We start from the raw sequence: 24325 nt of genomic DNA on the forward strand, positions 1-24325 counted from the left end.
TATTCCTCTCCTACTCACCGGGGATGGGCATATGGGTTAGAATCTGTCTTGTCAACACCTAATCCGAGAATATTATTTCAAATTCAGCCTCAAAATCGACATTTATGGGCTCTTTACGCGTCCAGGCCTCCGGTGGCTGGTGTCGCAGCCAGGTATATTGCCGCTTGGCGTAGTTGCGCGTCACCTGCTGCCCCAGCGCAATAGCCTCCTCCCGGGAAAGGTCGCCGCGCAGGCAAGCGGCTATCTGCGGCACGCCGATGGCGCGCATGACAGGCAGGTCCGGATGGAGGCCCCGCGCCAGCAGGCGTTCGACTTCCTCCACCGCGCCTTCATCCATCATTCGCGCAAACCGCCGGTCGCAGCGTTCGTACAGCCATTCGCGGTCTGGCAGCAGGATCAGCGGGGCGAGGGTGACTGCGTGGCCGATGCCCCCGGTCTTCACCCGCTGCCATTCGCGCAGTGTCTTCCCGGTGGAGCGTACCACTTCCAGCGCGCGCGCCAGTCTCTGGGTGTCGCCGGGGTTAAGCGCTTCCGCGGAGACAGGGTCTTCCTGCTCCACGGCGGCAAACAGGTCCTCGCCCTGCATCGTGCGGACCTGTGCACGAATACCCTCGTCGATCTCCGGGATGGGCGCGATGCCTTCCAGCAGCGTGCGTATATAAAGGCCGGTGCCGCCCACCAGGATCGGCACGGCGCCGCTCAGCTGCGCGTTCTCGATCTCGCGCTTGGCGGCATCGGCCCAGTCCGCCGCCGAACAGGGCTGCGCCCCGTCCCATGCGCCGAACAGGCGATGCGGCACCCCGCGCATCTCCTCCCTGCTCGGCCGGGCGCTGAGGACCTGCAAGTCGGCATAGACCTGCGCGCTGTCCGCGTTGATGACCACCGAGGGCGTGCCGCGTCGTTCCAGTGCCAGCGCCAGGTTCACCGCCAGATCGCTCTTGCCGCTGGCTGTCGGTCCTGCGATGAGCGCCAGCGGTTTTCCGACAGGAGTTGCAGACTTGCTCATTGCCCGGCTGATAGCAGACCCCGCCACACTGGAAAGGCGGCTAGACGCCATGACTGCCGATCTGGCCGATACGGAGGTGCCCATTGCGCACGCGGCGATGCTCGATTTCTGCGGCGACGTGCTGCAACTGGAAAGCCCGGGCGACGATGTGGCGGCGCTGCGCAATGCACTCGACGGCTATTTCGAGACCAGCGATGCCATAATCGCCCGCGACGAATTCCGCGTGCCCGACCTCTTCGTGTCCGACATGGATTCAACCATGATCGGACAGGAATGCATCGACGAACTGGCCGACTACGCGGGGCTGAAGGAAAAGATCGCAGCCATCACCGAGCGCGCGATGCAGGGCGAACTGGATTTCGAGGCTGCCCTGCGCGAACGCGTTTCTCTGCTGGATGGTCTTTCGGAAGATGCCATCACCCAATGTCTGGACGAACGCATTCGCCCGACCGAAGGCGCGCGGGTGCTCGTCAACACTCTCAAGTCGCGGGGATGCCGCACGGTTCTGGTGACAGGCGGATTTCATCATTTCGCCGACGTGGTGGCAGAGCAGATCGGGTTCGAACGGGTGGTCGGCAACCGGCTCGAGGTATCGGGCGGCAAGCTGACCGGCGGCCTTGTCGGCGGCATCACCGACAGCGGAACGAAGAAGGACGTCCTCAGCGAAGAACGCGGCAAGCTGGGCGAGGGCGCGGTCACCATGGCGGCGGGCGACGGCGCGAACGATATTCCCATGATCGAGAGCGCAACCTACGGCATCGCCTACCGCGCCAAGCCGAAGGCGCGGGCCGCGGCAAACGGCTGGGTGGATCGCGGCGACCTGACCGCGCTGCTCAAGCTGCTGGAAGTGCGGGAAGAGGACTGGGTGGCCTAGAGCCAGCTGGAAATCTGGCCGAGGGGCTTCTTCCTCAGTGCGTGCTCCGGCACCTTCGCTTCGCCCGCCGGGTGGCCCACCACCACGATCATCAGCGGTTTTTCGTTCTTCGGCCTCCCGCACAGGTCGCGGAGGAATCCCATGGGTGAAGGCGTGTGCGTCAGGGTTGCAAGGCCCGCTTCGTGCAAGGTGGCGATCAGCATGCCGCAGGCGATGCCGACGCTTTCGTTGACGTAGTAGTTCTGCGTTTCGCCGTCTTCCTCGATCCCGCCGGTGCGCTGCGCGAAACAGGCGATCAGCCAGGGCGCGGTTTCGAGGAACGGCTTGCTGGCATCGGTGCCGATCGGGGCGAGGGCATCGAGCCATTCCTCGCTCGCCTTCGGCGTCTCGCCATCCGCGCCATAGAAACGGCGCTCCTCCTCCTCGGCGGCCTCGCGCACGGCGCGCTTCTTGTCCGCCGAACCGATCACGGCGAAATGCCAGGGCTGGTGGTTTGCCCCGTTGGGCGCGGTTCCGGCAGCGCGGATGGCATATTCGATCACATCGCGCGGCACGGGCGTGTCGGCGAAAGCGCGGCACGAATGGCGCGTCTTCAGGCGTTCGAACGCTGCGCGGGCGCGCGCAATGCGCGCTTCGTCCGACAGTTCGGGTAGAGGCGGGAAGGGCTGGTGCCCTTCGCTCACGCCTCCATCCAGTCCTTGAAGAAGCTGCGGTGGGCTTTCTTGAGGTCGTCCAGCGCAACGCCCAGCAGGCTGTCGCCGCCGGTGGTGCCGATGCGGCGGAAGCCGACGCGGGCGGTGTCCTCGTCCTCGGTGCCTTCAGCCAGCGCGCGGTTCAGCGCCTGGGTATCGGGCACGGTGACGACATAGCGGCCCTGGTCCTCGCCGAACCACCACTGCGCGGCGGTATAGGCTTCGTTAGCCTCCACCTTCGCACCGATGCCTCCGGCCATAGCCATTTCGGCCAGCGCCACGGCCAGGCCGCCGTCGGAAACGTCGTGTACCGCGCTCACCAGGCCGTCTGCGATCAGCTGGCGCACGATCTTGCCGGCGTTCTTCTCCAGCGTCAGGTCGACGGGCGGGGCGCGGCCCTCGTCACGGCCATGCACGACATCGAGCCACAGCGATTTGCCGAGGTGGGATCGTTCGGGGTCGGGCGTGGCCCAGGCTTCGGCACCGATCAGGTAGATCGTCTCGCCAGCCGCCTTGAAGCCCATGGTCATCATCGCGTCGTAGTCGTCGATGATGCCGACGCCGCCGATCGCGGGCGTCGGCAGGATCGCGGACCCGCCGCCGGTCGCCTTGCTCTCGTTGTAGAGAGAGACGTTGCCCGACACGATGGGGAAATCAAGCACCCGGCAGGCCAGCCCCATCCCGTCCAGCGCGTGGACGAACTGGGCCATGATCTCCGGCCGCTGCGGATTGGCGAAGTTGAGGCAGTTGGTGACGGCCAGCGGACGAGCGCCCACCGCGCACAGGTTGCGATAGGCCTCCGCGATGGCCTGCTTGCCGCCTTCGTAGGGGTCGGCATGGACGTAGCGCGGCGTGCAATCCGTGCTGATCGCCAGCGCCTTTTTCGTGCCGTGCACGCGCACCACGCCGGCATCGCCGCCGGTCTGCAGCGTATCGGCACCCACCTGGCTGTCGTACTGCTCGGAAATCCAGCTCTTAGAGGCGAGGTTGGGAGATGCGAGAAGCTTCAGCAGGTCCGCGCCCACGTCGTCGCTGTCGGGGCGGTTGGTCATCGGCGCGATGCCTGCCCACTTCGCGTAATCCTCTTTCGAGAGGTAGGGCCGCTCGTATTCCGGAGCGTCGGCCGCCAGCGGGCCCAGCGGAATGTCGCAGACGACCTCGCCGCCGAATTCCAGAACCATGTGCTGCGTATCGGTGACTTCGCCGATCACGGCGAAATCCAGTTCCCACTTTTCGAAGATCGCCGCGGCCATCTCTTCCTTGCCGGGCTTGAGCACCATGAGCATGCGCTCCTGGCTCTCGCTCAGCATCATCTCGTACGGCGTCATGCCTTCCTCGCGGCAGGGCACCTTGTCCATGTCGAGACGAATGCCCGCCTTGCCGTTGGTGGCCATCTCCACGCTGGAGCTGGTCAGGCCGGCCGCGCCCATGTCCTGGATGGCGACGATGGCATCGGTGGCCATCAGCTCGAGGCAGGCCTCGATCAGCAGCTTCTCGGTAAAGGGGTCGCCCACCTGCACGGTGGGGCGCTTGGCCTCAGCATCCTCGGCAAAGTCGGCGCTCGCCATGGTGGCGCCGTGGATACCGTCACGCCCGGTCTTGGAGCCGACATAGACGATCGGATTGCCGACGCCGGTTGCTGCCGAGTAGAAGATCTTGTCGGCATCGGCGACGCCCACGGTCATGGCGTTGACCAGGATGTTGCCGTCGTAGGCCGGGTGGAAATTGGTCTCGCCGCACACGGTCGGCACGCCCACGCAGTTGCCGTAGCCGCCGATGCCCGCGACCACGCCCTGCACCAGGTGCTTCATCTTGGGATGATCGGGTCGACCGAAACGCAGCGCATTGGCGTTCGCGACAGGGCGCGCGCCCATGGTGAACACGTCGCGCAGGATGCCGCCCACGCCGGTTGCCGCGCCCTGGTAGGGCTCGATGTAGCTGGGGTGGTTGTGGCTCTCCATCTTGAAGATCGCGGCCTGGCCATCGCCGATATCGATGACGCCCGCGTTCTCGCCCGGGCCGCAGATCACCCACGGCGCTTCGGTCGGCAGCTTCTTCAGATGAAAGCGGCTGGACTTGTAGGAACAGTGCTCGCTCCACATGACCGAGAAGATACCCAGTTCCACAAGGTTGGGTTCGCGGCCAAGTGCGTGCAGGACGCGCTCGTATTCCTCGGCGCTGAGGCCATGCTGTTCGACGACTTCGGGGGTAATGGTGGGCGTATGGTCTGACATGGCACGCGCCTTAGCCCCGCTCTTTGCGCTTCGCTAGTCCCGGAGGGCGCGATTTTCACCGCTCGCCTTCAGCCCAGCCGAAGCGCGGCCCAGCACGCCGCGCCGCTGGCCAGTGCCGTGGCGGCGGCACCCCAGGCGATGTCGATTACGCTGACACGGGTGGACCAGGCCTTCATCACCGCCTGGCAGGTGAGGTCGAAGGTGGCATAGCAAAGCCCGCCCAGCAGCGCGCCGTTCAGCAGGGCGGTGGCCACGCTGCCCTCCTCCACACCCGGTCGCACCGCAAACCAGAGCATTCCGGAGATATATATATGGTAAAACGCTGCCGCCGCGCCCTTGCGGAATTCCTCCGCGAGGATGTCGCCGACGACGGGGCGGTAGAGGCTCTCCGCCGCCCAGCGCACATACACCGCATCCAGCGCGACAAAGGCCACGCCCGCAGCGATATAGGCGATAATCCACGTCATCATGGCTCTCCGGCAGGAGCCGCAACTTGACCCTGCGCCCTGCCAGCGTCAATGGTCGCCCCATGGCACAGGACGGTTCCGACATTTCGGCAATGAGCTTCGAGGAGGCCCTGAAAAGCCTTGAGGACGTGGTGCGCAGGCTGGAAGGCGGCGAAGTGCCGCTCGACGAAAGCATCGCGCTCTACGAACGTGGGGAGGCACTGCGTCGCCATTGCCAGGCCCGGCTTGATGCCGCGCAGGAACGGATCGAGAAGATCGTCGCCGGCCCCGACGGCAAGCCGACGGGCACCGCGCCCTTCGACGCAGGATAGGCGCGATGGGACTGGTTGTGGCGGACGACGTTCTCGGCAGGGGCTTGCAGCGCATCCAGCGCGAGGTGGATGCCTGTTTCGACCAGTTGCTGCCGATTCCCGACGATGCCCGCGCTCCCCTGGTAGAGGCGATGCGCTATGCCACGATCGACGGCGGCAAGCGGGTGAGGCCGATGCTGCTCGTCACCGTGGCGGAGATGTACGGTGCCAGCCGCAATGCCGCCGTTAGGGCCGGGTGCGCGATCGAATCGATCCACGTCTATTCCCTGATCCACGACGACTTGCCCTGCATGGACGATGACGACCTGCGCCACGGAAAGCCCACGCTGCACCGCAAGTATGACGAGGCGACAGCCGTGCTGGCGGGCGATTCGCTCCATGCGCTGGCGTTCGAGATCCTGGGCGGCACCATGGTCAGCACCGATCCCTTCATCCGCGCCGAACTGGTCCACGCCCTGGCTGCGGCCAGTGGCCATAACGGCATGGCGGGCGGCCAGGTGATGGACATGGCGGCGGAGGAACGGCAGTTCGATCTGCATGGCGTTACCCGCCTGCAGCAGCTCAAGACCGGCGCATTGCTGGGCGCGGCGGTGGAAATGGGCGCGATTCTCGGCAAGGTTCCCGCGGACGGCAGGGCGCACCTGCGCAACTACGCCCGCGACATCGGTCTCGCCTTCCAGATCGCGGACGACCTGCTGGACGAGGAAGGCGACGAGGAAAAGGCCGGCAAGGCGCTGCGCAAGGATGCAGGGCAGGGCAAGGCGACCTTCGTTTCGCTGATGGGCGTGGAAGGTGCGCGAGCCCAGGCGCACGCGCTGTCCGAACAGGCCATCGGCCACCTTGCGGGTCACGGCGAGGAAGCAGACCTGCTCCGGGCGCTGGCGCGGTTTATCGTCGAGCGGGATTGCTGATGGCGGAACGCATCGGCCTTTATCCCGGCACATTCGATCCCTGCACGCTGGGCCATGCCGACATCATCCGGCGCGGCGCCAAGCTGGTGGACCGGCTGGTGATCGGCGTCACCACCAATCCGAGCAAGAATCCCATGTTCACGCCGGACGAGCGGATGGACATGATGCGCTCCGAGATCGACCGGCTGGGTCTGAAGAACGTCGAGATCCGCGGATTCGACGCCCTTTTGATGAAGTTCGCCGAGCACGTCGGGGCCAGCATGATCGTGCGCGGCCTGCGCGCCGTCGCGGATTTCGAATACGAATACCAGATGGCCGGGATGAACCAGCAGCTCGACGATTCCATCGAGACGGTGTTCCTGATGGCCGATATATCGCTGCAACCCATCGCCAGCAAGCTGGTGAAGGAGATCGCAATCTACGGCGGGGATATTTCGCCCTTCGTCAGCCCCGCGGTGAAGGAGCAGGTTACGGCGCGCGTCGCCGAAATCGGTCGGCGCGGCGAATTATAGTCGCATACATGTTCATTGAACTGTCAGCAGCCACACGATAGGGCCGCATGGCAAATCACCTATCACTTTCGGACGGGACCATGATCCGCCACATCGCGCTGTCGGCCTTCGCTGCCGTATTCACCTTTACCGCCGCACCCGCCGCCGCGCAGGACATTTCCCTTTCGCCTGCGGTGGAAAGCACCGATGCGACGAACGAGGAAAACCGGCAACTGCCCATCCGCGTGAATTTCGACATGCAGGAAGACCGGGAGAACATCCTCCTGCTCGACCTGTCGACCGGAGAGCGCGTGGCCATCCGCCTCGTTCCAGAATGGGCGCCCAATCACGTGGAGCGCATCAAGATGCTCACGCGTTCCGGCTTCTACGACGGCGTGCCGTTCCACCGGGTGATCGACGGCTTCATGGCACAGACCGGAGACCCGACCGGCACGGGGCAGGGCGGCTCAACGCTTCCCGACCTGGAAGAGGAGTTCAACTTCCTTCCCCACGTGCGCGGCACGGTGTCCATGGCGCGCGCGCAGGACGAAGACAGCGCCAACAGCCAGTTCTTCATCGTGTTCTATCCGCGCTTCGCGCTGGATCGCCGCTATACCAACCTTGGCCGCGTGATTTCCAACATGGCCGCGGTGGACGAGATCCAGCGGGGCGAGCCGCCCAGCAATCCCACTCGCATCCTGCAGGCCAGCATCGCTTCCGACAACGTGGAGCAGATGATGCCCGGGCCGGACAATGCATCGGACCGGATCACTCTCGACATGCTGACCGGCAGCACCGTCGAGTGATGCATCCGCCCCATGCGGGCCCTTCCACAGTCTCAGGGTAATCGGGACCGGCTTTCATGAAAGTCGCCCTTTTCGATTTCGACCTGCCGCAGGAGCTGATCGCGCTGCGCCCCGCGCGCCCGCGCGATGCGGCGCGCATGCTCGTGGTGCGCGGTGACGAGCCGTTTGCGGATTGCGGCGTGCTCGACCTGCCGAACCTGCTGCGTTCCGGTGACGTGCTGGTGTTCAACGACACCCGCGTCATTCCCGCCCAGCTGGAAGGCCGTCGAGGCGAAGCGCGGATCGGCGCGACGTTGCACAAGCGGCTTGACCTGCGCCGCTGGCAGGCCTTCATCCGCAATGCCAAGCGCCTGAAACCGGGCGACCGGGTCGAATTCGGTGCCGGGGTAACGGCGATTGCGGAAGACCGGCACGAGGATGGCAGCTTCACGCTGGCCTTCGAGGGCGAGGAGCCCGTGGAGGTGTTGCTGGAGCGCGCCGGGCGCATGCCGCTCCCGCCCTACATCGCCGGCAAGCGCGAAACCGACGCGCAGGACCGCGAGGATTACCAGACCATGTTCGCGCGCGAGGATGGCGCCGTCGCCGCCCCCACGGCCGCGCTACATTTCACCGATCGGCTGGTGGATTCGCTGGACGCGGCCGGGATCCGCCGCGAGACGCTTACCCTCCACGTGGGCGCGGGCACATTCCTGCCGGTGAAGGCCGAGGATACCGACGATCACCGCATGCACGCCGAATTCGGCACGATCGACGCCGCTACGGCAGGCCGCCTGAACGCTGCACGCGAGGCGGGCGGACGCCTGATCGCCGTGGGCACGACTAGTCTTCGCTTGCTGGAAAGCGCGGCGGACGAGAACGGCACGATACATCCGTTCTCGGCCGACACCGACATCTTCATCACACCGGGCTATCGCTTCCGCGCGGTGGACGGGTTGATGACCAATTTCCACTTGCCGAAATCCACGCTGATGATGCTGGTCTCCGCCCTTATGGGGACGGAGCGCATGCAGGCGGCCTACGCCCACGCGATCGCCGAGGGCTATCGCTTCTACAGCTACGGGGATTCCAGCCTGCTGCTGCCTCCACGTTGAACTGCAGCGCAGGAACGAGAGCGCCCTGTCAGGGTCGTTGGGTGAGCGCGCGCATCTTTCCGTACTTCTTCGTCATGAGCGCAACGTAGGTTCCCAGCGCCGCGCCGACCAATGCGGCGGATCCGAAGCCGGCCAGCGTGTTTGGCAGATCGTCATACCATCCGCCGATAAAGTAGCGGAGCGCGGTGAGCAGGACTGCCAGACAAGCGCCGCCCAGCGCGATGCGGAACACGGGAGTGTTGATTTTCAAGATCTTGCTCCTTCTTTCGGCGCAACTTTGCGCCCAGTCCCGCTGAGTGTATTGCAACGATAAAACACTTTGCCAAGCGAATTTCTCCACATGCGTCTTGCAAATCAGAGGAGCTTGGCTGATCTGCGCCGAATGCCTGACCCTATTCTCGACATCCGCGGCCTCGAAAAGATCTACAAGGGCGGGGTGAAGGCGCTCGACGGCGTCGATCTGACTATCCAGCGCGGTGAGATATTCGCCCTGCTGGGGCCGAACGGGGCGGGCAAGACCACGTTGATCGGTTCTGTCTGCGGCATGGTGCGCCCCACCGGCGGCACGATACACGTCTTCGGCAAGGATCTGGCGAGCCAGTGGAAGCACGTGCGCCGCGACATCGGGCTAGTGCCGCAGGAACTCAGCTTCGACATGTTCGACAAGGTGATCCGCCAGGTTCGCTATTCGCGCGGCATGTTCGGCTGCCCCCCGGACGAGAACCGCATCGAGGAAGTACTGCGCAGCCTTTCGCTGTGGGATAAGCGGGACAGCGCCATTCGCGAGTTGTCCGGCGGGATGAAGCGCCGCGTGATGATCGCCAAGGCGCTGGCGCACGATCCGCAGTTGCTGTTCCTTGACGAGCCGACTGCGGGCGTGGACGTCGAACTGCGGCGCGACATGTGGCGCCAGATCGGCATGCTGCGCGAACGCGGCGTCACCATCATTCTCACCACCCACTACATCGAGGAGGCCGAGGAAATGGCCGACCGGGTCGGGGTGATAAACAAGGGCAAGATCCTTCTGGTGGACGAGAAGGACGCGATCATGGCCAAGCTCGGCCGGACGGAGGCGCTCTTCACTTTCGACGACCCCCTTACCGCGGTGCCCGCTGCCGTTTCGTCCTACCCGCTGCACCTTGAAAACGGCGGCACTTCGCTCGTCTACCGGGGCGGCGACGGGACCGGGAAGGGCAAGCGCGAGGTGGCGGAAATCGCCCAGGTGATGGCGCGCGAGAACATCGCCTATACGGGCCTTGAAACCCGCGAGAGCACGCTGGAGGACATCTTCGTCGACCTGCTCAACGAACCGGAGGTGCAGGCATGACCTTCAACGCGCGCGGCGCCTTCGCCATTTTCAAGAACGAACTGATGCGCATGTTCCGCACGATCTTCGGTTCGATCCTCTCACCGGTTATCACCACCTCGCTCTATCTCGTTGTTTTCGGCGCGGCGATGGGCGAGCGGATGGACCTTGGCGGTGTCGACTACGGCGCCTTCATCGTGCCCGGCCTGCTGATGCTGACCCTGCTTTCGGAGAGTTCCAGCAATGCCAGTTTCGGCATCTACATGCCCAAGTTCACCGGCGCGATCTACGAACTGCTGTCGGCGCCCGTGGGGGTGGCCGAAACGCTGATCGGCTTTGTCGGAGCAGCAGCGGTGAAATCGCTGATCCTCGCGGCCATCATCCTGGGAACGGCCGCGCTGATCGTGGACTATCGCATCGAATATCCGCTGCTGGCCTTCGGCTACATCGTGCTGGTGGCGGCATCGTTCTCGCTGCTGGGCTTCATCATCGGACTGTGGGCCGACGGCTTCGAGAAACTGCAGATCGTGCCCCTTCTGGTGCTGATGCCGCTGACGTTCCTGGGCGGCACCTTCTATCCGATCAGTGCGCTGGAGGGGCCGTGGCAGACCGTCGCGATGATCAATCCGGTGGTCTACCTCGTCAGCGGTCTGCGCTGGACGTTCCTGGGCTCCTCGGATTTCCCCATCTGGCTCTCGTTCGGGGCAACACTGGTCTTCCTGCTGATCTGCGTCGGCATTATCGGGTGGATTTTCAAGACAGGGTGGCGATTGCGCGAATGACGCGCTAGCGGAGCGCGCATGAGAAAGATTGCCATTTTCGCCACGCCGCTGGCACTGGTTTGCTCTCCCGCTGCGGCACAAGACCTGCCCGAAGCCGCGCGCACGATGATCGATGCCGCAATCGCATCGGGCGATGCGGAGCGGGTCGAGGCCGTGATCGAAACCGCGCGCGTCGCCTTTCCGGACGAGGGCCAGGAAATCGATGCCATCTGGGCTGCCTACCAGGCCGACGTATCGGAACGCGCCGCTGCAGAGGCCGCGCGCAAGGAAGCGGAAATCCGCCAGGCCGGCCTGTTCGAGGAATGGAGCGGGGAAGGGCAGATCGGTGCTTTCCAGTCTTCCGGCAATACCGACGAATTCGGCGTCACCGCCGCGCTGCAGCTGGAGCGGGAGGGGATCGACTGGGAGCATCACCTGCGCCTGACCGCCGATTATCGCCGGCAGGACGGCGTCACGTCGCGCGAGCAGTTCCTCGCTCAGTACGAACCGCGCTTCCAGATCAACGAACGCCTGTTCGCCTATGGCCTTGCGCAGTACGAGCGCGATCGGCGGCAGGGCTATTCCTCGCGCTATGCGGTTTCAGGCGGCATCGGTTACAAGATAATCGACGATGACGAGATCGATCTGTCGATCAAGGCCGGACCCGCATACCGTGTGACGCAGTTCGTCGACGGCAGCGAGTCCAGCCGCCTTGCAGCGCTGTTCGGCCTGGATTTCGACTGGAACATATCCGACACCCTCAAGCTGACGCAGGATGCGAATTCCACTCTCGAAACCGGGGGACAGGCGCTGGTGATCGTGGATTCGTCCACTACCAGCCTTTCTGCCACCACGGGGCTGGAGGCGGGCCTTACCGGCGAATTGCGCGCCCGGCTTTCGTGGACCATCGAATACGACAGCAATCCGCCTGCAGGTGCCGTCAGCACCGATACGCTTACCCGGTTCACGCTCGTCTATGGCTTCTGATCGCCCTCGCTTCGCGTTCAGCGTAAGCGCCACGGACGGCAAGGCGCGTACCGGCGCCATCGCCATGCAGCGCGGCACGATTCGTACCCCGGCGTTCATGCCGGTGGGCACGGCGGCCACGGTGAAGGCGATGAAACCGGAGGACGTGCGGGCGACTGGCGCCGACATCATCCTTGGCAACACCTACCACCTGATGCTGCGCCCGGGGGCGGAGCGGGTTGCGAGGCTGGGCGGCCTGCACGCGTTCATGCGCTGGGATCGCCCGATCCTGACCGACAGCGGCGGCTACCAGGTGATGAGCCTGTCGGACCTGCGCAAGCTGACGGAGGAGGGCGTGGAATTCCGCAGCCATATCGACGGCTCCAAGCACATGCTCACCCCGGAACGCAGCATGGAAATCCAGCGGCTGCTGGGTTCCGACATCGTGATGTGCTTCGATGAATGTCCACGCGCCGATCGTCCGCGCAAGGAGATCGAGGCGAGCATGGAGCTTTCGATGCGCTGGGCGAAGCGATCTCGCGCGGCGTTCGATGCCGGGGGCGCTCACGCCCGCTCGTCCGCCCTGTTCGGCATCCAGCAGGGCGCGCTGGACGAGAGCCTGCGCGCGCGCTCGGCCGAGGCGCTGCGAGAAATCGGGTTTGACGGCTATGCGATAGGCGGCCTGGCCGTTGGGGAGGGGCAGGAAGCCATGTTCGGCGTGCTCGACTATGCCCCGGGCCAGCTGCCCGAGGATGCGCCGCGATACCTGATGGGGGTGGGCAAGCCGGATGACCTCGTCGGCGCGGTAGAGCGCGGCGTGGACATGTTCGATTGCGTGCTGCCAACCAGGTCGGGACGCAACGGGCAGGCGTTTACCTGGAACGGCCCCGTCAACCTGCGCAACGCGCGCCATGCGGAGGATACTGGCCCGCTGGACGAACGCTGTTCCTGCCCCACCTGCGCCAACTACACTCGCGCGTATCTCCACCATCTTCACAAGTCGTCGGAAATCCTCGGGGCCATGCTGGTCACCGAGCATAACCTTTCATTCTACCAGCAGCTGATGCAGGCCATGCGCGATGCCATCGGGAGGGGGGAACTGGCATCCTTCGCCCGGAAATTCAGAGAGAATTACGCCACTTGATCCACGATCCTGCCTGAGTACCATGAGGGCAAGGGGGGATATCGATATGGTGCAGTGGCGTCGGACGGCCTGTGTTCTTGGGGGAGTAGCGGGGCTTCTGGCGGGGCCACCCGCCCTGGCGCAGGGAGCGGACCTTGCCGATCGCTACGGAGCCCGGCCCGGCGTTCTGGATATCAGTATTTCCCCATCGGGCGAGAGAATCGCCCTCGTCACTCCCGGCGAGTCGATGGAAGAGATGATCCATGTGATCGAACTGGGGCCTGACGGTGCGCAGCGCACGGTCGCAGTGGATTCCAACACCAACGGTTTCATCACCAACTGCGACTGGGGAAGCGAGGAATATCTCGTCTGCAATTTTCGCGGCACGGAGGAATTCGGCCGTTACCGCATAGGCTTCAATCGCCTGCTGGTGGTTGCCGCCGATGGCAGCGGCGTGCGCGAGATGGACAATTCGCGTTATCGCTCGCTGAGCTACAACCAGTCCGACGGCAGCGTGCTGCTGCTGGATGTGCCGGGCAAGCCGAATTCGATCCTGTTGCAGAGCATCACCGGCGTGCGCAAGCAGACCGGGACCATCGCCGGCAGGGGGGAGGCAGGCGTCGGTGTCGACGAGATCGACTTGCGCTCGCTCGCTTCGCAGCAGGTGATGCGCCCTCGCATGGAATCGGTCGGATACCTTGCCGGTGATGCCGGGGACATCCGCATCATGGGCACCATTTCCCGTGGCAGCGGGGGGCGCATCTACGACGACGATATCGAGTTTTCCTATCGCGGTTCGGGCGGCTCCGAATTCCATTCCCTGGAGCACGAGCGCGATATGGAAGACGTCTTCTACGTCGGCGTGGATGGCGAGAACGACCTCGCCTATTTCACCGCGGAGAAGGACGGCTACCGTTCGCTCTATTCGATCACGCTGGACCAGCGCGGCACTATCGAGGAACTGTTGTCACGGGACGGATACGATATTGACGGCGTGTTGCAGCTTGGGCGCAGCAATCGCGTGGTCGGGGCCACGTTCGCCACGGACAGGCGTCATTACGAATACTTCGATCCCGAACTGCGCAGCCTGGCGCAGGACCTGACGGATGCCCTGCCGGGCAACCCGCTGATCGAATTTCTCGATGCGAGCTCCGATGAGCGCCGCCTCCTGGTATTCGCGCACGGCGATACCGATCCCGGCATCCTCTACCTGCTGGATCGCGAGACGCTGCGCATGGACCAGATCCTGCCCCTTCGCAGCGAACTGGAAGGGCTGGACCATTCGCGGGTCCGCCCCGTCACCTATGCCGCGCGCGACGGGGTGGAAATTCCCGGCTACCTGACGCTGCCGCCCGGCATGGACGACGCGCGCGGCCTGCCGGCCATCGTCATGCCGCACGGCGGACCGGCCTCTCGCGACGAATGGGGCTTCGACTGGCTGGCCCAGTTCTTTGCCCAGAGCGGGTATGCTGTGTTGCAGCCCAATTTCCGCGGTTCGACCGGGTACGGCACTGCCTGGGAAATGGAGAACGGGTTCCAGTCGTGGCAGACCGCCATCGCAGACGTGGCCGATGGCGGTCGCTGGCTGATTGCCGAAGGCGTGGCCGACCCGTCGAAACTGGCTGTGCTGGGCTGGTCCTACGGCGGCTATGCCGCCTTGCAGGCCAGCGCCATCGAAAGCGACCTTTTCAAGGCCGTGGTGGCCATCGCGCCTGTCACCGATCTGGGCCAGCTGCGCGACGACAGCCGCAACTATGCCAGTTACCCGATCATCAGCGATTTCCTGGGCAACGGTTCGCACATCGATACGGGTTCACCTGCCCGTCGCGCCGACGAGATCACGGCACCCGTGCTGCTTGTTCATGGCGAACTGGATGAACCTGTACCCATTCGCCATTCGGAAATCATGGAGGATGCGCTGAAGGACGCGGGGCGAAGCGCCCGTCTGCTCCGCTTCGAAGATCTGGGTCACTCGTTGTGGGAGGGCCAGGCCCGCAGCACCATGCTGCGCGAGGCCGAGGCGTTCCTGCGTGCAAGCCTGAACTAGCGCCAGCCCGCCTGGTCCGACGGCTTTCCGCGGATCTCCAGCACGGTCCCGCGATAGGGGACGAATTGGCCGCTCGCGTCGAGAAACCCGGCCCCGATCCGGTTTGCAAACGCCTGCGCCTGCGACAGGCGATCGTACCATTTGCCTTTCCGGTGAGGGGTGATGAAGCGGTATTGTCTCATGCCGAAAAATGGGACGCTCAAAATTCCCTCCGGTTCCCGCCAAAGCGCTGAACCGAAACGAAAAAGGGCGGCCCCGAAGGACCGCCCCTTTTGGTGTGGAAGAGCCTGAGATCAGCGCGAGTAGAACTCGACCACCAGGTTCGGTTCCATCTGTACCGGGTAGGGCACTTCGTCCAGCGAGGGCACGCGGTTGAACGTGACCGAGTCGTTGCCTTCCTGGGCGACGTAATCGGGAATGTCACGCTCGGGCAGGCTCTGCGCTTCGATGATCAGGGCCATTTCCTTGGCCTTGTCGCCCAGCGAAATCACGTCGCCGACGTCGCAGCGGCGCGAGGCCACGTTGCACTTCACGCCGTTCACCTTGATGTGACCGTGCGAGACGATCTGGCGGGCGGCGAAGATCGTCGGCGCGAACTTGGCGCGATAGACGATCATGTCCAGGCGACGCTCCAGCAGGCCGATCAGGTTCTGGCCGGTGTCACCCTTCATGCGGGTGGCATCCTTGTAGGTGGCGCGGAACTGCTTTTCGGTGACGTCGCCGTAGTAGCCCTTCAGCTTCTGCTTGGCGCGCAGCTGCAGACCGAAGTCCGACATCTTGCCCTTGCGGCGCTGGCCGTGCTGGCCGGGACCGTAGGAACGCTTGTTCACCGGAGAATTGGGACGACCCCAGATGTTTTCGCCCATCCGGCGGTCGAGTTTGTGCTTGGCGCGCGTGCGCTTCGACATAAGTCGTATCCTTCAAATTGCTGGATCACCCCATCGGTGACCATTCAACCCGGCATCGCACCGCCTGACCATTTGCCAGGCGCGGCTGCCGCTTCACCGGGGTGCGGAGCCAATTTCAGCGAAGGCGCGCATTTAGCGGTGCGCGCGATTAAGTCAAGGGTGTCAGCAGCGGCCCGACATGTCCACCGGGACGCACTGGCCGCCCGAGGCGTTGCGACCCGCACTGATCATCCCGTCGCGGGTATCGGCTTCCACCGCGTCCCACTCGGCCCGCGTAAGGCAGATGCGGCGCACGCGCGTGAGCGACCCGGTCACCCGCTCGCGGCGGCAGATAACTTCCTGGGAAGCTTCGTCTTCCTGCGCCGCGGCATCGTCCTCGGTCTGGCTGTTTGCCGCCTGAACGCTGGTTGCTTCCTCGCGCTCCTGGTCGGCGTCCTGCGCTATTGCAGCCGAACTGCCTGCCACCAGCAGGAATGCTGCAAAAATCGACTTGTTCATCAAATCCTCCAACCTGAGGGGCGCTGAGGTGTTGCCGCCCGTAAAACCGTCAGCAACCGCCGAACTGGTCCATCACGCATTCCTTCCCACCCGAGGCATTGCGGCCAGAGCGGATCATGTCGTCGCGTGTGTTTGCCTCAACCTGCGCCCATTCGGCGCGGGTCAGGCAGGTGCGCCGAACGCGCGTGAGAGAACCCGTCACCCGTTCGCGGCGGCAGACGATTTCCTGCATCGCCTCGTCTTCCTGCGCTTCGGCAGCGTCCTGGTTCTCGGTGTTGGTGGTCTGGGTCGTCTTGGCTTCCTGCCCCTCGCGGTCCGCGTCCTGAGCGAAGGCAACCGATCCGCCAGCTACCAGGAAGGCTGCGGCCAAAATCGATTTTCTCATGCCAATCTCCCCTCAGGCCGTTATCGAGCCCGTGTCCGGACCTCTGATCTAGGGCTGGTTTCCGCCTGCGAATTCCGCTGATTTCGTGAGCGCATTGTGTCCTATATGCCAATAGCGGTCAACAAGACGCTGTTTTCCCGATCCTTCCACCGGGACCAGGGTACCCAGGTGTTTGCGCACTTCACGATGTCCGGCGCGATCCGGGCCTTACCGGCCCCCCATGCTGTAATAGTGGGCCAACCCAATTGCGCGTTCGCGCCATTTGACCGATTCCTCGTGCCGAACGTGGTCGAACACGGCCTGCCACTCCCCGTGCGTCAGGCAGGCTTGAGCGCCATCGGGGTGGTTTTCCGGCAGATCGAGGCAGTGCAGCTGTTCGACTTCGCCCTGCGCCACGGCTGAGGCCGCTTGCTCGGAAATGAAGGTATCCTCCCGACTGAGCAGGGGATCGTCCAGTGCCACGGGTACAAGTACAACGGCGGCGGCAAGGGCCAGGCTCATCTGCAATCTCCCAGGTCAAGAGAGCGGCAAGGTCCTCTTTCGCCGATGAACGCTGCGTTAATCTCGGCCCTCTCGCGGTTCGCGTTCCAGCGACGAGAGGACTCCGCGCAGCGTGCGCACTTCCAGGTGGTTCCAGCCCGGCTTGGTCAGCACGCCGCGCAACGTACGCCGCGTCGCCTCGGTGCGGGATGCCGGGAGGAAATAGCCGTTCGGCTCCAGCATGCGCTCCAGGTGCTCGACCAGCCCGTCCAGTTCGGACTGCGGCGCTGGCGGCAGGAGATCTTCCCTCGGCGGCATGGCCAGTTGCCGGTGCTTCGACAGCTCGTAGGCGACCAGGATCACCGCTTGCGCGAGGTTGAGCGAACCGAACTCGGGATTGATGGGCGCGGTGATGATCGCGCGGGCAAGCGCGACGTCGGAGGTTTCCAGACCCGATCGTTCCGGCCCGAAGAGAATCGCACTCCGCCCGGCCTGGCTAGGCATTTCGCGCGCAGCTTCTTCGGGCGTGTGCACGGGCTTGGTGACGCCGCGCTTGCGCACCGTGGTGGCATAGACGTGCGCGCAGTCGGCCACGGCCTCCGCCGTGGTCTCGAACACCTGCGCTTTTTCGAGCACGATATCGGCCCCCGCTGCCGCCGGGCCCGCGGCGGGATTGGGCCACCCGTCGCGCGGCGCGACGAGGCGCATCTCGGTGAGGCCGAAATTCAGCATCGCCCGCGCCGCCTTGCCGATGTTCTCGCCCAGCTGCGGTCGAACGAGGACGATGACGGGGGAAGGGGCCTCAGCTTCGCTCATCGCCGCCGGCCTGGTTCACGGTGCTGGCGAATTCCTCGAAATCGCGGGCCTCGGAAAAGTCGCGGTAGACGCTGGCGAAACGGATGTAGGCCACGGGATCGAGCTGACGCAGGCCTTCCATCACCATTTCGCCGATGCGGGCGGAGGGGATTTCGCTGTCGCCCGCTGTCTCGACCTGCCGCTGAATGCCGGACACGAGCTGGTCGACGCGTTCCTGCTCGATCCCGCGCTTGCGGCAAGCCAGGGCGACCGACTGCTCGATCTTGGACCGGTCGAAGCTCTCGCGCCGGGGCGGGGTGCCTTCGCCGGTGGATTTCAGAACGGTGACGTCGCGAAGCTGGACACGTTCGAACGTGGTGAAGCGCGCGCCGCAGCCCTCGCACTGGCGGCGGCGGCGGATCGCCGTGTTGTCTTCAGTGGGGCGCGAATCCTTTACCTGGCTGTCGTCATGCGCGCAAAATGGGCAACGCATGGGTCAGGGTCGGATCCGCTTGTAGATCATGAATCCAGCGCCCGCGACCAGTCCGATCGGCCATGTGACGACCGGCAGGAGACCGGCCGCCAGGGCGCCGACTGCGGCTCCGGCCAGTACCGGCTTGGAAGAGGGATGTGCCAACCCGTCGCGGCCCATGGCCTTCACCTCGTCGACGGCGTCGGCGAGAATGCGATTGTCGATCGGCTTTTCAGGATCGGTCATGTCCTACCTCCCGGGATAGACGGGGAACGCCCCGCACAGTTCACCCACTTCGCGTCGCACGCGCTCTTCGACCTGCGCATCGCCTTCTTCGCCATTGCGTGCCATGCCGTCGATAACCTCGGCCATCAGGCCGCCGATCTTGCGGAACTCCGCCGGGCCGAAGCCGCGCGTCGTGCCGGCCGGGGTGCCCAGGCGAACGCCGCTGGTGACGAAGGGCGAACGCGGCTCGAACGGGATGGCGTTCTTGTTGCAGGTCATCAGGGCGCGATCGAGGCCCTTTTCGGCTGCCTTGCCGGTCACGTCCTTGGGCGTGAGGTCGGCCAGCATCAGGTGATTGTCCGTCCCGCCAGAGACGATGGTGATCCCCGCTTCCGACAGGCTGGATGCGAGCGCCTTCGCGTTCTCGGTAATCGAGCGTGCATAGGTGCGGAATTCGGGGCGCAGCGCCTCTCCGAAAGCCACTGCCTTGCCGGCGATGGTGTGCATCAGCGGGCCGCCCTGCAGGCCGGGAAAGACGCCCATGTTGAGCGGCTTGGTCAGTTCCTCGTCGTTCCACAGGATGATGCCCGAACGCGGGCCGCGAAGGCTCTTGTGCGTCGTGCTCGTCACCACGTGGGCGTGTGGGAAGGGCGACGGGTGGACGCCGCCCACGACCAGTCCGGAAAAGTGCGAGATATCCGCCAGCAGGTAGGCACCGACCTCGTCGGCGATCTTGCGGAATTCGGCAAAGTCCCAGGTGCGCGGATAGGCCGTGCCGCCGCTGATGATCAGCTTGGGCTTGTGTTCGTGCGCCAGTGCGCGGACCTGGTCCATATCGATCCGGCTATCGTCACGCCGCACGCCATAGGGCACGGCGTTGAACCATTTGCCGCTCATGTTCACCGGCGAACCGTGCGTCAGGTGCCCGCCGCTGGCGAGGTCCAGACCCATGAAGGTATCGCCGGGGTTGAGCAGCGCCAGGAACACGGCCTGGTTCATCTGGCTGCCCGAGTTGGGCTGCACGTTCGCGAAATCGCAGCCGAACAGCTGTTTCGCGCGTTCGATGGCCAGCGTCTCCACCTGGTCCGCGTATTCGCAGCCGCCGTAGTAACGCTTGCCGGGATAGCCCTCTGCGTACTTGTTGGTGAACACGCTGCCGCAGGCTTCGAGCACGGCGGGGCTGGCGATGTTCTCGCTGGCGATCAGTTCGATGCCGTCGCGCTGGCGACCCAGTTCGCGGCCGATGATGGCGGCGACTTCCGGGTCGGCGTCTTCCAGGCTGTCGCTCCAGAAGCGGTCAAGCCAGGCCCTGTCGGCAGAGTTCGATGCGGCGGTTTGGGGTGCGGTGGTCATCTATGGTCCTTCAGGACGGGTTTGACAGTTTGTCGACGCGGCGCTGGTGCCGTCCGCCTTCGAACGGCGTTTCGAGGAAGGCGGTAACGCAGGCGCGGGCCATTTCCGGGCCGATCATGCGCGCGCCCATGGCGATCATGTTCGCATCGTTGTGCGAGCGTGCGAAAGTCGCGGAAACCGGTTCGGATACCATGGCGCAGCGCACGCCCGGGTTGCGGTTGGCGGCCATCGAAATGCCAAGACCCGAACCGCACAGCGCGACGCCGAACTGCACCGTGCCTTCCGCGACGACCTGGGCAATCTTGTAGCCGTAATCGGGATAGTCGACCGAGTCGGCCGTATCGGGGCCGAGGTCGGCAACTTCATGCCCCTGTTCGATAAGCCATTCCCGCAAATCGGCTTTCAGGTCGAGCGCGGCATGATCGGAGGCGATGGCAATCTTCATGGTCCCGCACATAATCATGCAGGCTGCTCTTCGCTACCCGAAAAGGGGCGCAAAAAGGCTTTCTCCCCCACAAGCGTGGCTGTGGTGGCTAGCCCGCCTTGTTTGCTGCCTTTTCCAGCGCGCCGCGAATGGCATCGATGTCATAGGGCTTGGCGATGGTCTCCATTTCGGAAAGGTCTTCCGGCAGGGGTTCGACCCCGTATCCGGTCGCGAAGACCACCGTCACGCTGCGCTGGCGCAGTTCGCGGGCCAGCGGGTAGCTTTCGCGGCCGTGCAGGTTCACATCGAGCACGGCGGCATCGAATGCTTCGGACGCGATGAGCTTCATCGCCTGATCCAGCGAGGAGGCAAACCGGGTCTCGGCCCCGGCGTCGATCATCATGTCCTCCAGAGCAAAGCCGATGATGGGTTCGTCCTCTACAAGCAGGAAGCGCTTTCCCTCGATCGTCATTGAGCCTCTTCCGGCAGGACCGTTTCGATCGTGCAGACAAGGCCTTCCGGCCGGAAATCCATGTCCACGCTGCCGTCTTCGCTCGAAAGTCCGCGTGCGATCAGCCTGGTGCCGAACCCGGAACGCTTGGGCTCTTCCACGGGCGGCCCTCCGGTTTCGCGCCACTGCAGTGTCAATTTGCGATCTCCCTTTCCGTCGATGATCGACCACTCGATCGCGATGCGCCCCGTTTCGTTCGACAGGGCGCCGTACTTGATGGCGTTCGTGCAAAGTTCGTGAATGATCATGGCCAGCGAGACCGAAACCTGCGGGGGCAGTGTGAGCGTGGGACCTTCCATGTCGAAGCGGTCGATCTTGTCCCCGGCGGTCGCCTCGGCCGAGCTGGCAACGATGTCGGCCAGCCTCGCGGAACCCCAGCTCGTCTGGGTCAGCAGATTGTGTGCCGCGGCCAGTGCCTGCAGCCGGGCGTTGAAGATTGCCTGCGCGCCCCTTGTGCCTTCCACCGTGCTGAACGACTGGCTGGCGAGCCCCTGGACGATGGCGAGAGTATTCTTAACCCGGTGGTTGAGTTCGTTGATCAGCAGACGCTGGCGTTGTTCGTATTCGACTTCCTCGGTTATGTCGTAGCCCTGGATCATGATCCCGGTCACGCTGTCGTCGTCCGCGAAGATCGGCTGGAAGATGAAATTCAGGTAGAGCCGGGCCGGTTCGGCATCCGCCTCCTTGTCCAGCAACACCATCTCGCGCCTGCCGACATAGGGTTCGCCGCTGGAGCGCACGCGGTCGAGCAGGTCGAGGAAGCCCTGGTCGACGACTTCGGGCAGGGCGTCGCGCACCCTCAGCCCCATGATGTCCCTTCGCCCGACAAGGTCGAGATAGGCCTCGTTGGTCATGCGGAAGCGATGGTCGTCACCTTCGAGCACGGCGACGAAGCCGGGAGCCTGCTCGAACATTTCCGTCATGCGGCGGCACTCCGCCTGCAGACTGCGGTTGCGCGCTTCGACCGCGTCCGCGCGGCGGACCACGTTCATCTCGTCGCGCAGACGGCGCAGGTTGTGAAGTTCGGTGACATCGACGGTGTGCTGCAGGATGTATTCCACCCTGCCTGCATCATCCAGCAGCGGCGTGTGCGTGGCGCTCCAGTAGCGCACGTCCATGCTGCCATCGGGGCGGGCGATGTCGTAGCGGATCAGGGCGATCTCGTCCGTCTCGCCGGTCTCGCGCGTGCGGCGAAGCGATTCATCGAGCTGGCGGAAGCTGTCGGTATCCGGGTCGCTGGGGAAGGCGTCGAACATCTTGCGCCCGATAATGTCCTCGCGCGACCGCATGGTCACGCGCAGGTACGCCTCGTTCATCCAGACGAGTGTGAAATCCGGGTCCATGATGACATAAGGATTGGGCGAACTGCCCAACAATGCCTCGAAATCAATCGGCAATGGTAACGCTCACGGAAAAGTCCCTCCTCTCCTCACGCGGCAAGAGCGCACGATGCCCCCATGTGGTTCCCGCGCAAGCGCCGGGAGAGTGTGGATTTTTGTAATTGTTCAGGAAAGGGCCTTCTTCACCCACTTCCAGAGAGCCTTGACCTCCTTCGCCGCCTTGCCTTCCGCGTCGATCTCGCTGGCCACTTCGCCCTTCGACGAGGATCGGTGGAAGTCGGCCCTGTCGCCAAAGGTTATCGGGCAGGTGTCGAGCCCCAGTTCCTTTGCCGCCACCTTTGCGTCGGCCACCATCTTCGTGGCGCCTGCCGGTACGCCGTTCAGTACGACGTGGGTCGGCGTGTCGGTGAAACTAACCATGTCGGCAATGCCTTCCAGCGCATGCAGGTCGAAGGCGCGGGGACGGGTGGGAATCAGCACCAGGTCCGCCGCCTTCACCGCTTCGCGCATGGCGGCCTCCGCGTGGGGCGGAGTGTCGATGACAACAATATCCATGCCTTCGCGGCCAGCATTGTCGATGGTGCGTGAAAGGCGCGCAGGCGGGCTGGTGACGACCGTGGGCAGGAATTCGCCGCGCCAGTCGCCCCAGGCGGCAGCGGTGGCCTGCGGATCGGTGTCGATGACGCAGGCCGACATCTTGTTCTGCACGGCGACCGTTGCGAGATGCAGGGCAAGCGTGGTCTTTCCGGATCCGCCCTTCTGGCTGACGACGGCGATGACCTTGGGTTTGGAAATTGACACGAGAGAACGCTCCTGAACGAGAGACCGGCCTCTCCTCTCCGGCTCAGGCTTATGTCACCTGCGAGGCGGCGCGTCCATCATTCGATTGCTGCATTGCACCATTTGCCGGGTTCGATGCCGTCCAGGCTCCAGTCGCCCACCCTCCAGCGCACCAGGCGCAGCGTGGGATGGCCCACGGCGGCGGTCATGCGGCGAACCTGCCGGTTGCGGCCTTCGCGGATGGTGAGGCGCAGCCAGCTGTCGGCTACCGTCTTGCGGAAACGCACCGGCGGATCGCGCGGCCAAAGGTCAGGATCTGCGATCCTTTCGGCCTGGGCGGGGCGGGTGAGTCCGTCCTTCAGTTCAACGCCCTGTGCGAGCCGGGTGAGGGCAGCATCGTCAGGTTCGCCCTCGACCTGCACCAGATAGGTCTTGGCCAGCTTGAACTTCGGATCGGCAATGCGCGCCTGGAGCCTGCCGTCGTCGGTAAGGAGCAGGAGACCCTCACTGTCCCGGTCAAGCCTTCCGGCGGGATAGACGCCGGGCACGTCGATGAAGTCGGACAGCGTTGCGCGCTGCGTCGGGCTGCCCCGGTCGGTGAACTGGGATAGCACGCCCATCGGCTTGTTGAAGAGGATCAGGCGGGGCAATTTCTTCCCCTGACCTAGGCGGTCAGCGCCTCATGCCACGCTGCAGAATCAGTGGTCTGGTGAACGCCCATCAGCTTGCCATCACGAACAGGCCACGTGTGGGCAAAGCGAGCCGCGATCGGCTTTCCGGTTTCACGCGCCGTCCCACGATAGACGCCAAAGGCCACGATACTGTCCTCGGTGGCGGAAAGGCTCTCGACATCCGAATGCATGTCGAAGTTCTCGCCGATGACACCCCAGCAATCGCGCATCATCGCTTCGCGGCCATCGAAAATTCCACCAAGGCCCAGCGGTAAGCCGGGGGTGAGATCGCCGCGAAACTCCGAGTGCATCATGTTCATCAAAGTGTCGATGTCACCCGATCCAAGAGCCTTGTAGAGCCGTTCACCGAGATCCTTCACGTCCGACACGCAGATAC

At 64.4% G+C, this 24325-nt stretch carries 31 protein-coding genes; 11 read left to right on the forward strand and 20 right to left on the reverse strand.

Translation table 11 applies throughout. The features are described from left to right. Positions 1-58: 58 nt before the first annotated feature. On the reverse strand, positions 59-1006 hold the full coding sequence (miaA, locus tag AAA989_RS14260; RefSeq protein WP_338244676.1) for a tRNA (adenosine(37)-N6)-dimethylallyltransferase MiaA: 948 nt from the start codon (positions 1004-1006) through the stop codon (positions 59-61). A gap of 49 nt (positions 1007-1055) precedes the next feature. Here miaA and serB point away from each other — a divergent pair, with 49 nt between their 5' ends. Next, a complete protein-coding gene (gene serB, locus AAA989_RS14265) occupies positions 1056-1880 on the forward strand; it encodes a phosphoserine phosphatase SerB (RefSeq protein ID WP_338244677.1) in 825 nt (274 codons plus the stop codon). Here serB and AAA989_RS14270 read toward each other — a convergent pair. From AAA989_RS14270 to AAA989_RS14280, 3 genes are all read right to left on the reverse strand, one after another. Then, positions 1877-2563: a nitroreductase family protein gene (locus AAA989_RS14270; RefSeq protein ID WP_338244679.1), complete on the reverse strand. Its 687-nt coding sequence runs from the start codon at positions 2561-2563 to the stop codon at positions 1877-1879. The genes serB and AAA989_RS14270 overlap by 4 nt on opposite strands. Then, complete coding sequence (purL, locus tag AAA989_RS14275) at positions 2560-4806, reverse strand: phosphoribosylformylglycinamidine synthase subunit PurL (protein ID WP_338244682.1); 2247 nt, start codon at positions 4804-4806, stop codon at positions 2560-2562. The genes AAA989_RS14270 and purL overlap by 4 nt, the downstream gene beginning before the upstream one ends. Before the next feature lie 68 nt (positions 4807-4874). After that, the gene (locus AAA989_RS14280; RefSeq protein ID WP_338244684.1) at positions 4875-5276 is read right to left on the reverse strand and encodes a DUF2177 family protein; all 402 of its coding nucleotides are present in this window, start codon (positions 5274-5276) and stop codon (positions 4875-4877) included. A 59-nt stretch (positions 5277-5335) separates the two neighbouring features. On the opposite strand from AAA989_RS14280, the gene AAA989_RS14285 reads away from it, so the two are divergent. The 5 genes from AAA989_RS14285 (at position 5336) to queA (ending at position 8883) form a co-directional block, all read left to right on the forward strand. Beyond that, the gene (locus tag AAA989_RS14285) at positions 5336-5584 is read left to right on the forward strand and encodes an exodeoxyribonuclease VII small subunit (protein ID WP_338245562.1); all 249 of its coding nucleotides are present in this window, start codon (positions 5336-5338) and stop codon (positions 5582-5584) included. Between the two features lie 5 nt (positions 5585-5589). Next, complete coding sequence (locus AAA989_RS14290; RefSeq protein WP_338244685.1) at positions 5590-6495, forward strand: polyprenyl synthetase family protein; 906 nt, start codon at positions 5590-5592, stop codon at positions 6493-6495. Beyond that, on the forward strand, positions 6495-7007 hold the full coding sequence (gene coaD / locus AAA989_RS14295) for a pantetheine-phosphate adenylyltransferase (protein WP_338244688.1): 513 nt from the start codon (positions 6495-6497) through the stop codon (positions 7005-7007). Before AAA989_RS14290 ends, coaD begins: the two co-directional genes overlap by 1 nt. 80 nt (positions 7008-7087) lie before the next feature. After that, positions 7088-7792 (forward strand): peptidylprolyl isomerase, encoded by a 705-nt coding sequence (locus AAA989_RS14300; RefSeq protein WP_338244690.1) that lies wholly within the window; start codon positions 7088-7090, stop codon positions 7790-7792. 56 nt (positions 7793-7848) lie between these two features. Next, positions 7849-8883 carry a tRNA preQ1(34) S-adenosylmethionine ribosyltransferase-isomerase QueA gene (gene queA / locus AAA989_RS14305; RefSeq protein WP_338244692.1) on the forward strand — a complete coding sequence of 345 codons (1035 nt, stop codon included), beginning with the start codon at positions 7849-7851 and terminating at the stop codon, positions 8881-8883. A 28-nt stretch (positions 8884-8911) separates the two neighbouring features. Here queA and AAA989_RS14310 read toward each other — a convergent pair whose 3' ends face one another. After that, positions 8912-9133, reverse strand: coding sequence for a hypothetical protein (locus tag AAA989_RS14310; protein WP_338244694.1), 222 nt, complete (start codon positions 9131-9133; stop codon positions 8912-8914). 132 nt (positions 9134-9265) lie between these two features. On the opposite strand from AAA989_RS14310, the gene AAA989_RS14315 reads away from it, so the two are divergent. Genes AAA989_RS14315 through AAA989_RS14335 form a run of 5 tightly spaced genes read left to right on the forward strand, consistent with a single transcriptional unit; the run spans position 9266 to position 15086 of the window. Then, complete coding sequence (locus tag AAA989_RS14315) at positions 9266-10210, forward strand: ABC transporter ATP-binding protein (protein ID WP_338244696.1); 945 nt, start codon at positions 9266-9268, stop codon at positions 10208-10210. After that, positions 10207-10971, forward strand: coding sequence for an ABC transporter permease (locus tag AAA989_RS14320; RefSeq protein ID WP_338244698.1), 765 nt, complete (start codon positions 10207-10209; stop codon positions 10969-10971). Before AAA989_RS14315 ends, AAA989_RS14320 begins: the two co-directional genes overlap by 4 nt. An 18-nt stretch (positions 10972-10989) precedes the next feature. Beyond that, a complete protein-coding gene (locus AAA989_RS14325; protein WP_338244699.1) occupies positions 10990-11937 on the forward strand; it encodes a DUF481 domain-containing protein in 948 nt (315 codons plus the stop codon). After that, on the forward strand, positions 11927-13060 hold the full coding sequence (gene tgt / locus AAA989_RS14330; protein WP_338244701.1) for a tRNA guanosine(34) transglycosylase Tgt: 1134 nt from the start codon (positions 11927-11929) through the stop codon (positions 13058-13060). The genes AAA989_RS14325 and tgt overlap by 11 nt, the downstream gene beginning before the upstream one ends. Positions 13061-13106: 46 nt before the next feature. Then, on the forward strand, positions 13107-15086 hold the full coding sequence (locus tag AAA989_RS14335; protein WP_338244702.1) for an alpha/beta hydrolase family protein: 1980 nt from the start codon (positions 13107-13109) through the stop codon (positions 15084-15086). Here the strand turns inward: AAA989_RS14335 and AAA989_RS14340 are convergent. The 15 genes from AAA989_RS14340 to AAA989_RS14410 all read right to left on the reverse strand — a co-directional run bounded on the left by AAA989_RS14340 (position 15083) and on the right by AAA989_RS14410 (position 24317). After that, positions 15083-15268 (reverse strand): hypothetical protein, encoded by a 186-nt coding sequence (locus AAA989_RS14340; RefSeq protein WP_338244704.1) that lies wholly within the window; start codon positions 15266-15268, stop codon positions 15083-15085. The genes AAA989_RS14335 and AAA989_RS14340 overlap by 4 nt on opposite strands. A 111-nt stretch (positions 15269-15379) precedes the next feature. Further along, positions 15380-15994 (reverse strand): 30S ribosomal protein S4, encoded by a 615-nt coding sequence (gene rpsD, locus AAA989_RS14345; protein ID WP_338244706.1) that lies wholly within the window; start codon positions 15992-15994, stop codon positions 15380-15382. Positions 15995-16156: 162 nt separating this feature from the next. Next, entirely contained in the window at positions 16157-16492 is a 336-nt protein-coding gene (locus AAA989_RS14350) for a hypothetical protein (RefSeq protein WP_338244708.1), read from the reverse strand. Positions 16493-16541: 49 nt separating this feature from the next. Next, positions 16542-16877 carry a hypothetical protein gene (locus AAA989_RS14355; protein WP_338244711.1) on the reverse strand — a complete coding sequence of 112 codons (336 nt, stop codon included), beginning with the start codon at positions 16875-16877 and terminating at the stop codon, positions 16542-16544. Positions 16878-17084: 207 nt separating this feature from the next. Further along, a complete protein-coding gene (locus AAA989_RS14360; protein WP_338244713.1) occupies positions 17085-17378 on the reverse strand; it encodes a hypothetical protein in 294 nt (97 codons plus the stop codon). A gap of 57 nt (positions 17379-17435) precedes the next feature. Beyond that, entirely contained in the window at positions 17436-18173 is a 738-nt protein-coding gene (locus AAA989_RS14365) for an RNA methyltransferase (RefSeq protein ID WP_338244715.1), read from the reverse strand. Further along, on the reverse strand, positions 18160-18645 hold the full coding sequence (gene nrdR, locus AAA989_RS14370) for a transcriptional regulator NrdR (protein WP_338244717.1): 486 nt from the start codon (positions 18643-18645) through the stop codon (positions 18160-18162). The genes AAA989_RS14365 and nrdR overlap by 14 nt, the downstream gene beginning before the upstream one ends. Before the next feature lie 3 nt (positions 18646-18648). After that, positions 18649-18870 carry a hypothetical protein gene (locus AAA989_RS14375; protein WP_338244718.1) on the reverse strand — a complete coding sequence of 74 codons (222 nt, stop codon included), beginning with the start codon at positions 18868-18870 and terminating at the stop codon, positions 18649-18651. A gap of 3 nt (positions 18871-18873) precedes the next feature. Continuing rightward, entirely contained in the window at positions 18874-20202 is a 1329-nt protein-coding gene (gene glyA / locus AAA989_RS14380; RefSeq protein ID WP_338244720.1) for a serine hydroxymethyltransferase, read from the reverse strand. A 10-nt stretch (positions 20203-20212) separates the two neighbouring features. Then, a complete protein-coding gene (gene rpiB / locus AAA989_RS14385) occupies positions 20213-20647 on the reverse strand; it encodes a ribose 5-phosphate isomerase B (RefSeq protein WP_338245564.1) in 435 nt (144 codons plus the stop codon). Between the two features lie 88 nt (positions 20648-20735). Further along, on the reverse strand, positions 20736-21098 hold the full coding sequence (locus AAA989_RS14390; RefSeq protein WP_338244722.1) for a response regulator: 363 nt from the start codon (positions 21096-21098) through the stop codon (positions 20736-20738). Further along, on the reverse strand, positions 21095-22534 hold the full coding sequence (locus AAA989_RS14395) for a sensor histidine kinase (protein WP_338244724.1): 1440 nt from the start codon (positions 22532-22534) through the stop codon (positions 21095-21097). The genes AAA989_RS14390 and AAA989_RS14395 overlap by 4 nt, the downstream gene beginning before the upstream one ends. A gap of 108 nt (positions 22535-22642) precedes the next feature. Beyond that, positions 22643-23278 carry an AAA family ATPase gene (locus tag AAA989_RS14400; protein WP_338244726.1) on the reverse strand — a complete coding sequence of 212 codons (636 nt, stop codon included), beginning with the start codon at positions 23276-23278 and terminating at the stop codon, positions 22643-22645. A 77-nt stretch (positions 23279-23355) separates the two neighbouring features. Further along, positions 23356-23907 (reverse strand): pseudouridine synthase, encoded by a 552-nt coding sequence (locus AAA989_RS14405; RefSeq protein ID WP_338244728.1) that lies wholly within the window; start codon positions 23905-23907, stop codon positions 23356-23358. A gap of 14 nt (positions 23908-23921) precedes the next feature. Beyond that, positions 23922-24317, reverse strand: coding sequence for a nuclear transport factor 2 family protein (locus AAA989_RS14410; protein ID WP_338244730.1), 396 nt, complete (start codon positions 24315-24317; stop codon positions 23922-23924). Positions 24318-24325 lie beyond the last annotated feature (8 nt).

Origin of the sequence: Aurantiacibacter hainanensis (assembly GCF_036321025.1) — a bacterium.
GTDB classification, from domain to species: Bacteria; Pseudomonadota; Alphaproteobacteria; order Sphingomonadales; family Sphingomonadaceae; genus Alteraurantiacibacter; species Alteraurantiacibacter hainanensis.

Bases quoted from the DNA above. Each gene is read 5' to 3' on its own strand.
- AAA989_RS14365 (WP_338244715.1), bottom strand. From the start codon at position 18,173: ATGAGCGAAGCTGAGGCCCCTTCCCCCGTCATCGTCCTCGTTCGACCG.
- AAA989_RS14315 (WP_338244696.1), top strand. From the start codon at position 9,266: ATGCCTGACCCTATTCTCGACATCCGCGGCCTCGAAAAGATCTACAAG.
- AAA989_RS14340 (WP_338244704.1), bottom strand. From the start codon at position 15,268: ATGAGACAATACCGCTTCATCACCCCTCACCGGAAAGGCAAATGGTAC.
- AAA989_RS14355 (WP_338244711.1), bottom strand. From the start codon at position 16,877: ATGAGAAAATCGATTTTGGCCGCAGCCTTCCTGGTAGCTGGCGGATCG.
- rpsD (WP_338244706.1), bottom strand. From the start codon at position 15,994: ATGTCGAAGCGCACGCGCGCCAAGCACAAACTCGACCGCCGGATGGGC.
- tgt (WP_338244701.1), top strand. From the start codon at position 11,927: ATGGCTTCTGATCGCCCTCGCTTCGCGTTCAGCGTAAGCGCCACGGAC.
- rpiB (WP_338245564.1), bottom strand. From the start codon at position 20,647: ATGAAGATTGCCATCGCCTCCGATCATGCCGCGCTCGACCTGAAAGCC.
- AAA989_RS14290 (WP_338244685.1), top strand. From the start codon at position 5,590: ATGGGACTGGTTGTGGCGGACGACGTTCTCGGCAGGGGCTTGCAGCGC.
- nrdR (WP_338244717.1), bottom strand. From the start codon at position 18,645: ATGCGTTGCCCATTTTGCGCGCATGACGACAGCCAGGTAAAGGATTCG.
- AAA989_RS14375 (WP_338244718.1), bottom strand. From the start codon at position 18,870: ATGACCGATCCTGAAAAGCCGATCGACAATCGCATTCTCGCCGACGCC.
- AAA989_RS14325 (WP_338244699.1), top strand. From the start codon at position 10,990: ATGAGAAAGATTGCCATTTTCGCCACGCCGCTGGCACTGGTTTGCTCT.
- AAA989_RS14390 (WP_338244722.1), bottom strand. From the start codon at position 21,098: ATGACGATCGAGGGAAAGCGCTTCCTGCTTGTAGAGGACGAACCCATC.
- miaA (WP_338244676.1), bottom strand. From the start codon at position 1,006: ATGAGCAAGTCTGCAACTCCTGTCGGAAAACCGCTGGCGCTCATCGCA.
- glyA (WP_338244720.1), bottom strand. From the start codon at position 20,202: ATGACCACCGCACCCCAAACCGCCGCATCGAACTCTGCCGACAGGGCC.
- AAA989_RS14335 (WP_338244702.1), top strand. From the start codon at position 13,107: ATGGTGCAGTGGCGTCGGACGGCCTGTGTTCTTGGGGGAGTAGCGGGG.
- queA (WP_338244692.1), top strand. From the start codon at position 7,849: ATGAAAGTCGCCCTTTTCGATTTCGACCTGCCGCAGGAGCTGATCGCG.
- AAA989_RS14360 (WP_338244713.1), bottom strand. From the start codon at position 17,378: ATGAGCCTGGCCCTTGCCGCCGCCGTTGTACTTGTACCCGTGGCACTG.
- AAA989_RS14300 (WP_338244690.1), top strand. From the start codon at position 7,088: ATGATCCGCCACATCGCGCTGTCGGCCTTCGCTGCCGTATTCACCTTT.
- purL (WP_338244682.1), bottom strand. From the start codon at position 4,806: ATGTCAGACCATACGCCCACCATTACCCCCGAAGTCGTCGAACAGCAT.
- serB (WP_338244677.1), top strand. From the start codon at position 1,056: ATGACTGCCGATCTGGCCGATACGGAGGTGCCCATTGCGCACGCGGCG.
- coaD (WP_338244688.1), top strand. From the start codon at position 6,495: ATGGCGGAACGCATCGGCCTTTATCCCGGCACATTCGATCCCTGCACG.
- AAA989_RS14320 (WP_338244698.1), top strand. From the start codon at position 10,207: ATGACCTTCAACGCGCGCGGCGCCTTCGCCATTTTCAAGAACGAACTG.
- AAA989_RS14280 (WP_338244684.1), bottom strand. From the start codon at position 5,276: ATGATGACGTGGATTATCGCCTATATCGCTGCGGGCGTGGCCTTTGTC.
- AAA989_RS14350 (WP_338244708.1), bottom strand. From the start codon at position 16,492: ATGAACAAGTCGATTTTTGCAGCATTCCTGCTGGTGGCAGGCAGTTCG.
- AAA989_RS14285 (WP_338245562.1), top strand. From the start codon at position 5,336: ATGGCACAGGACGGTTCCGACATTTCGGCAATGAGCTTCGAGGAGGCC.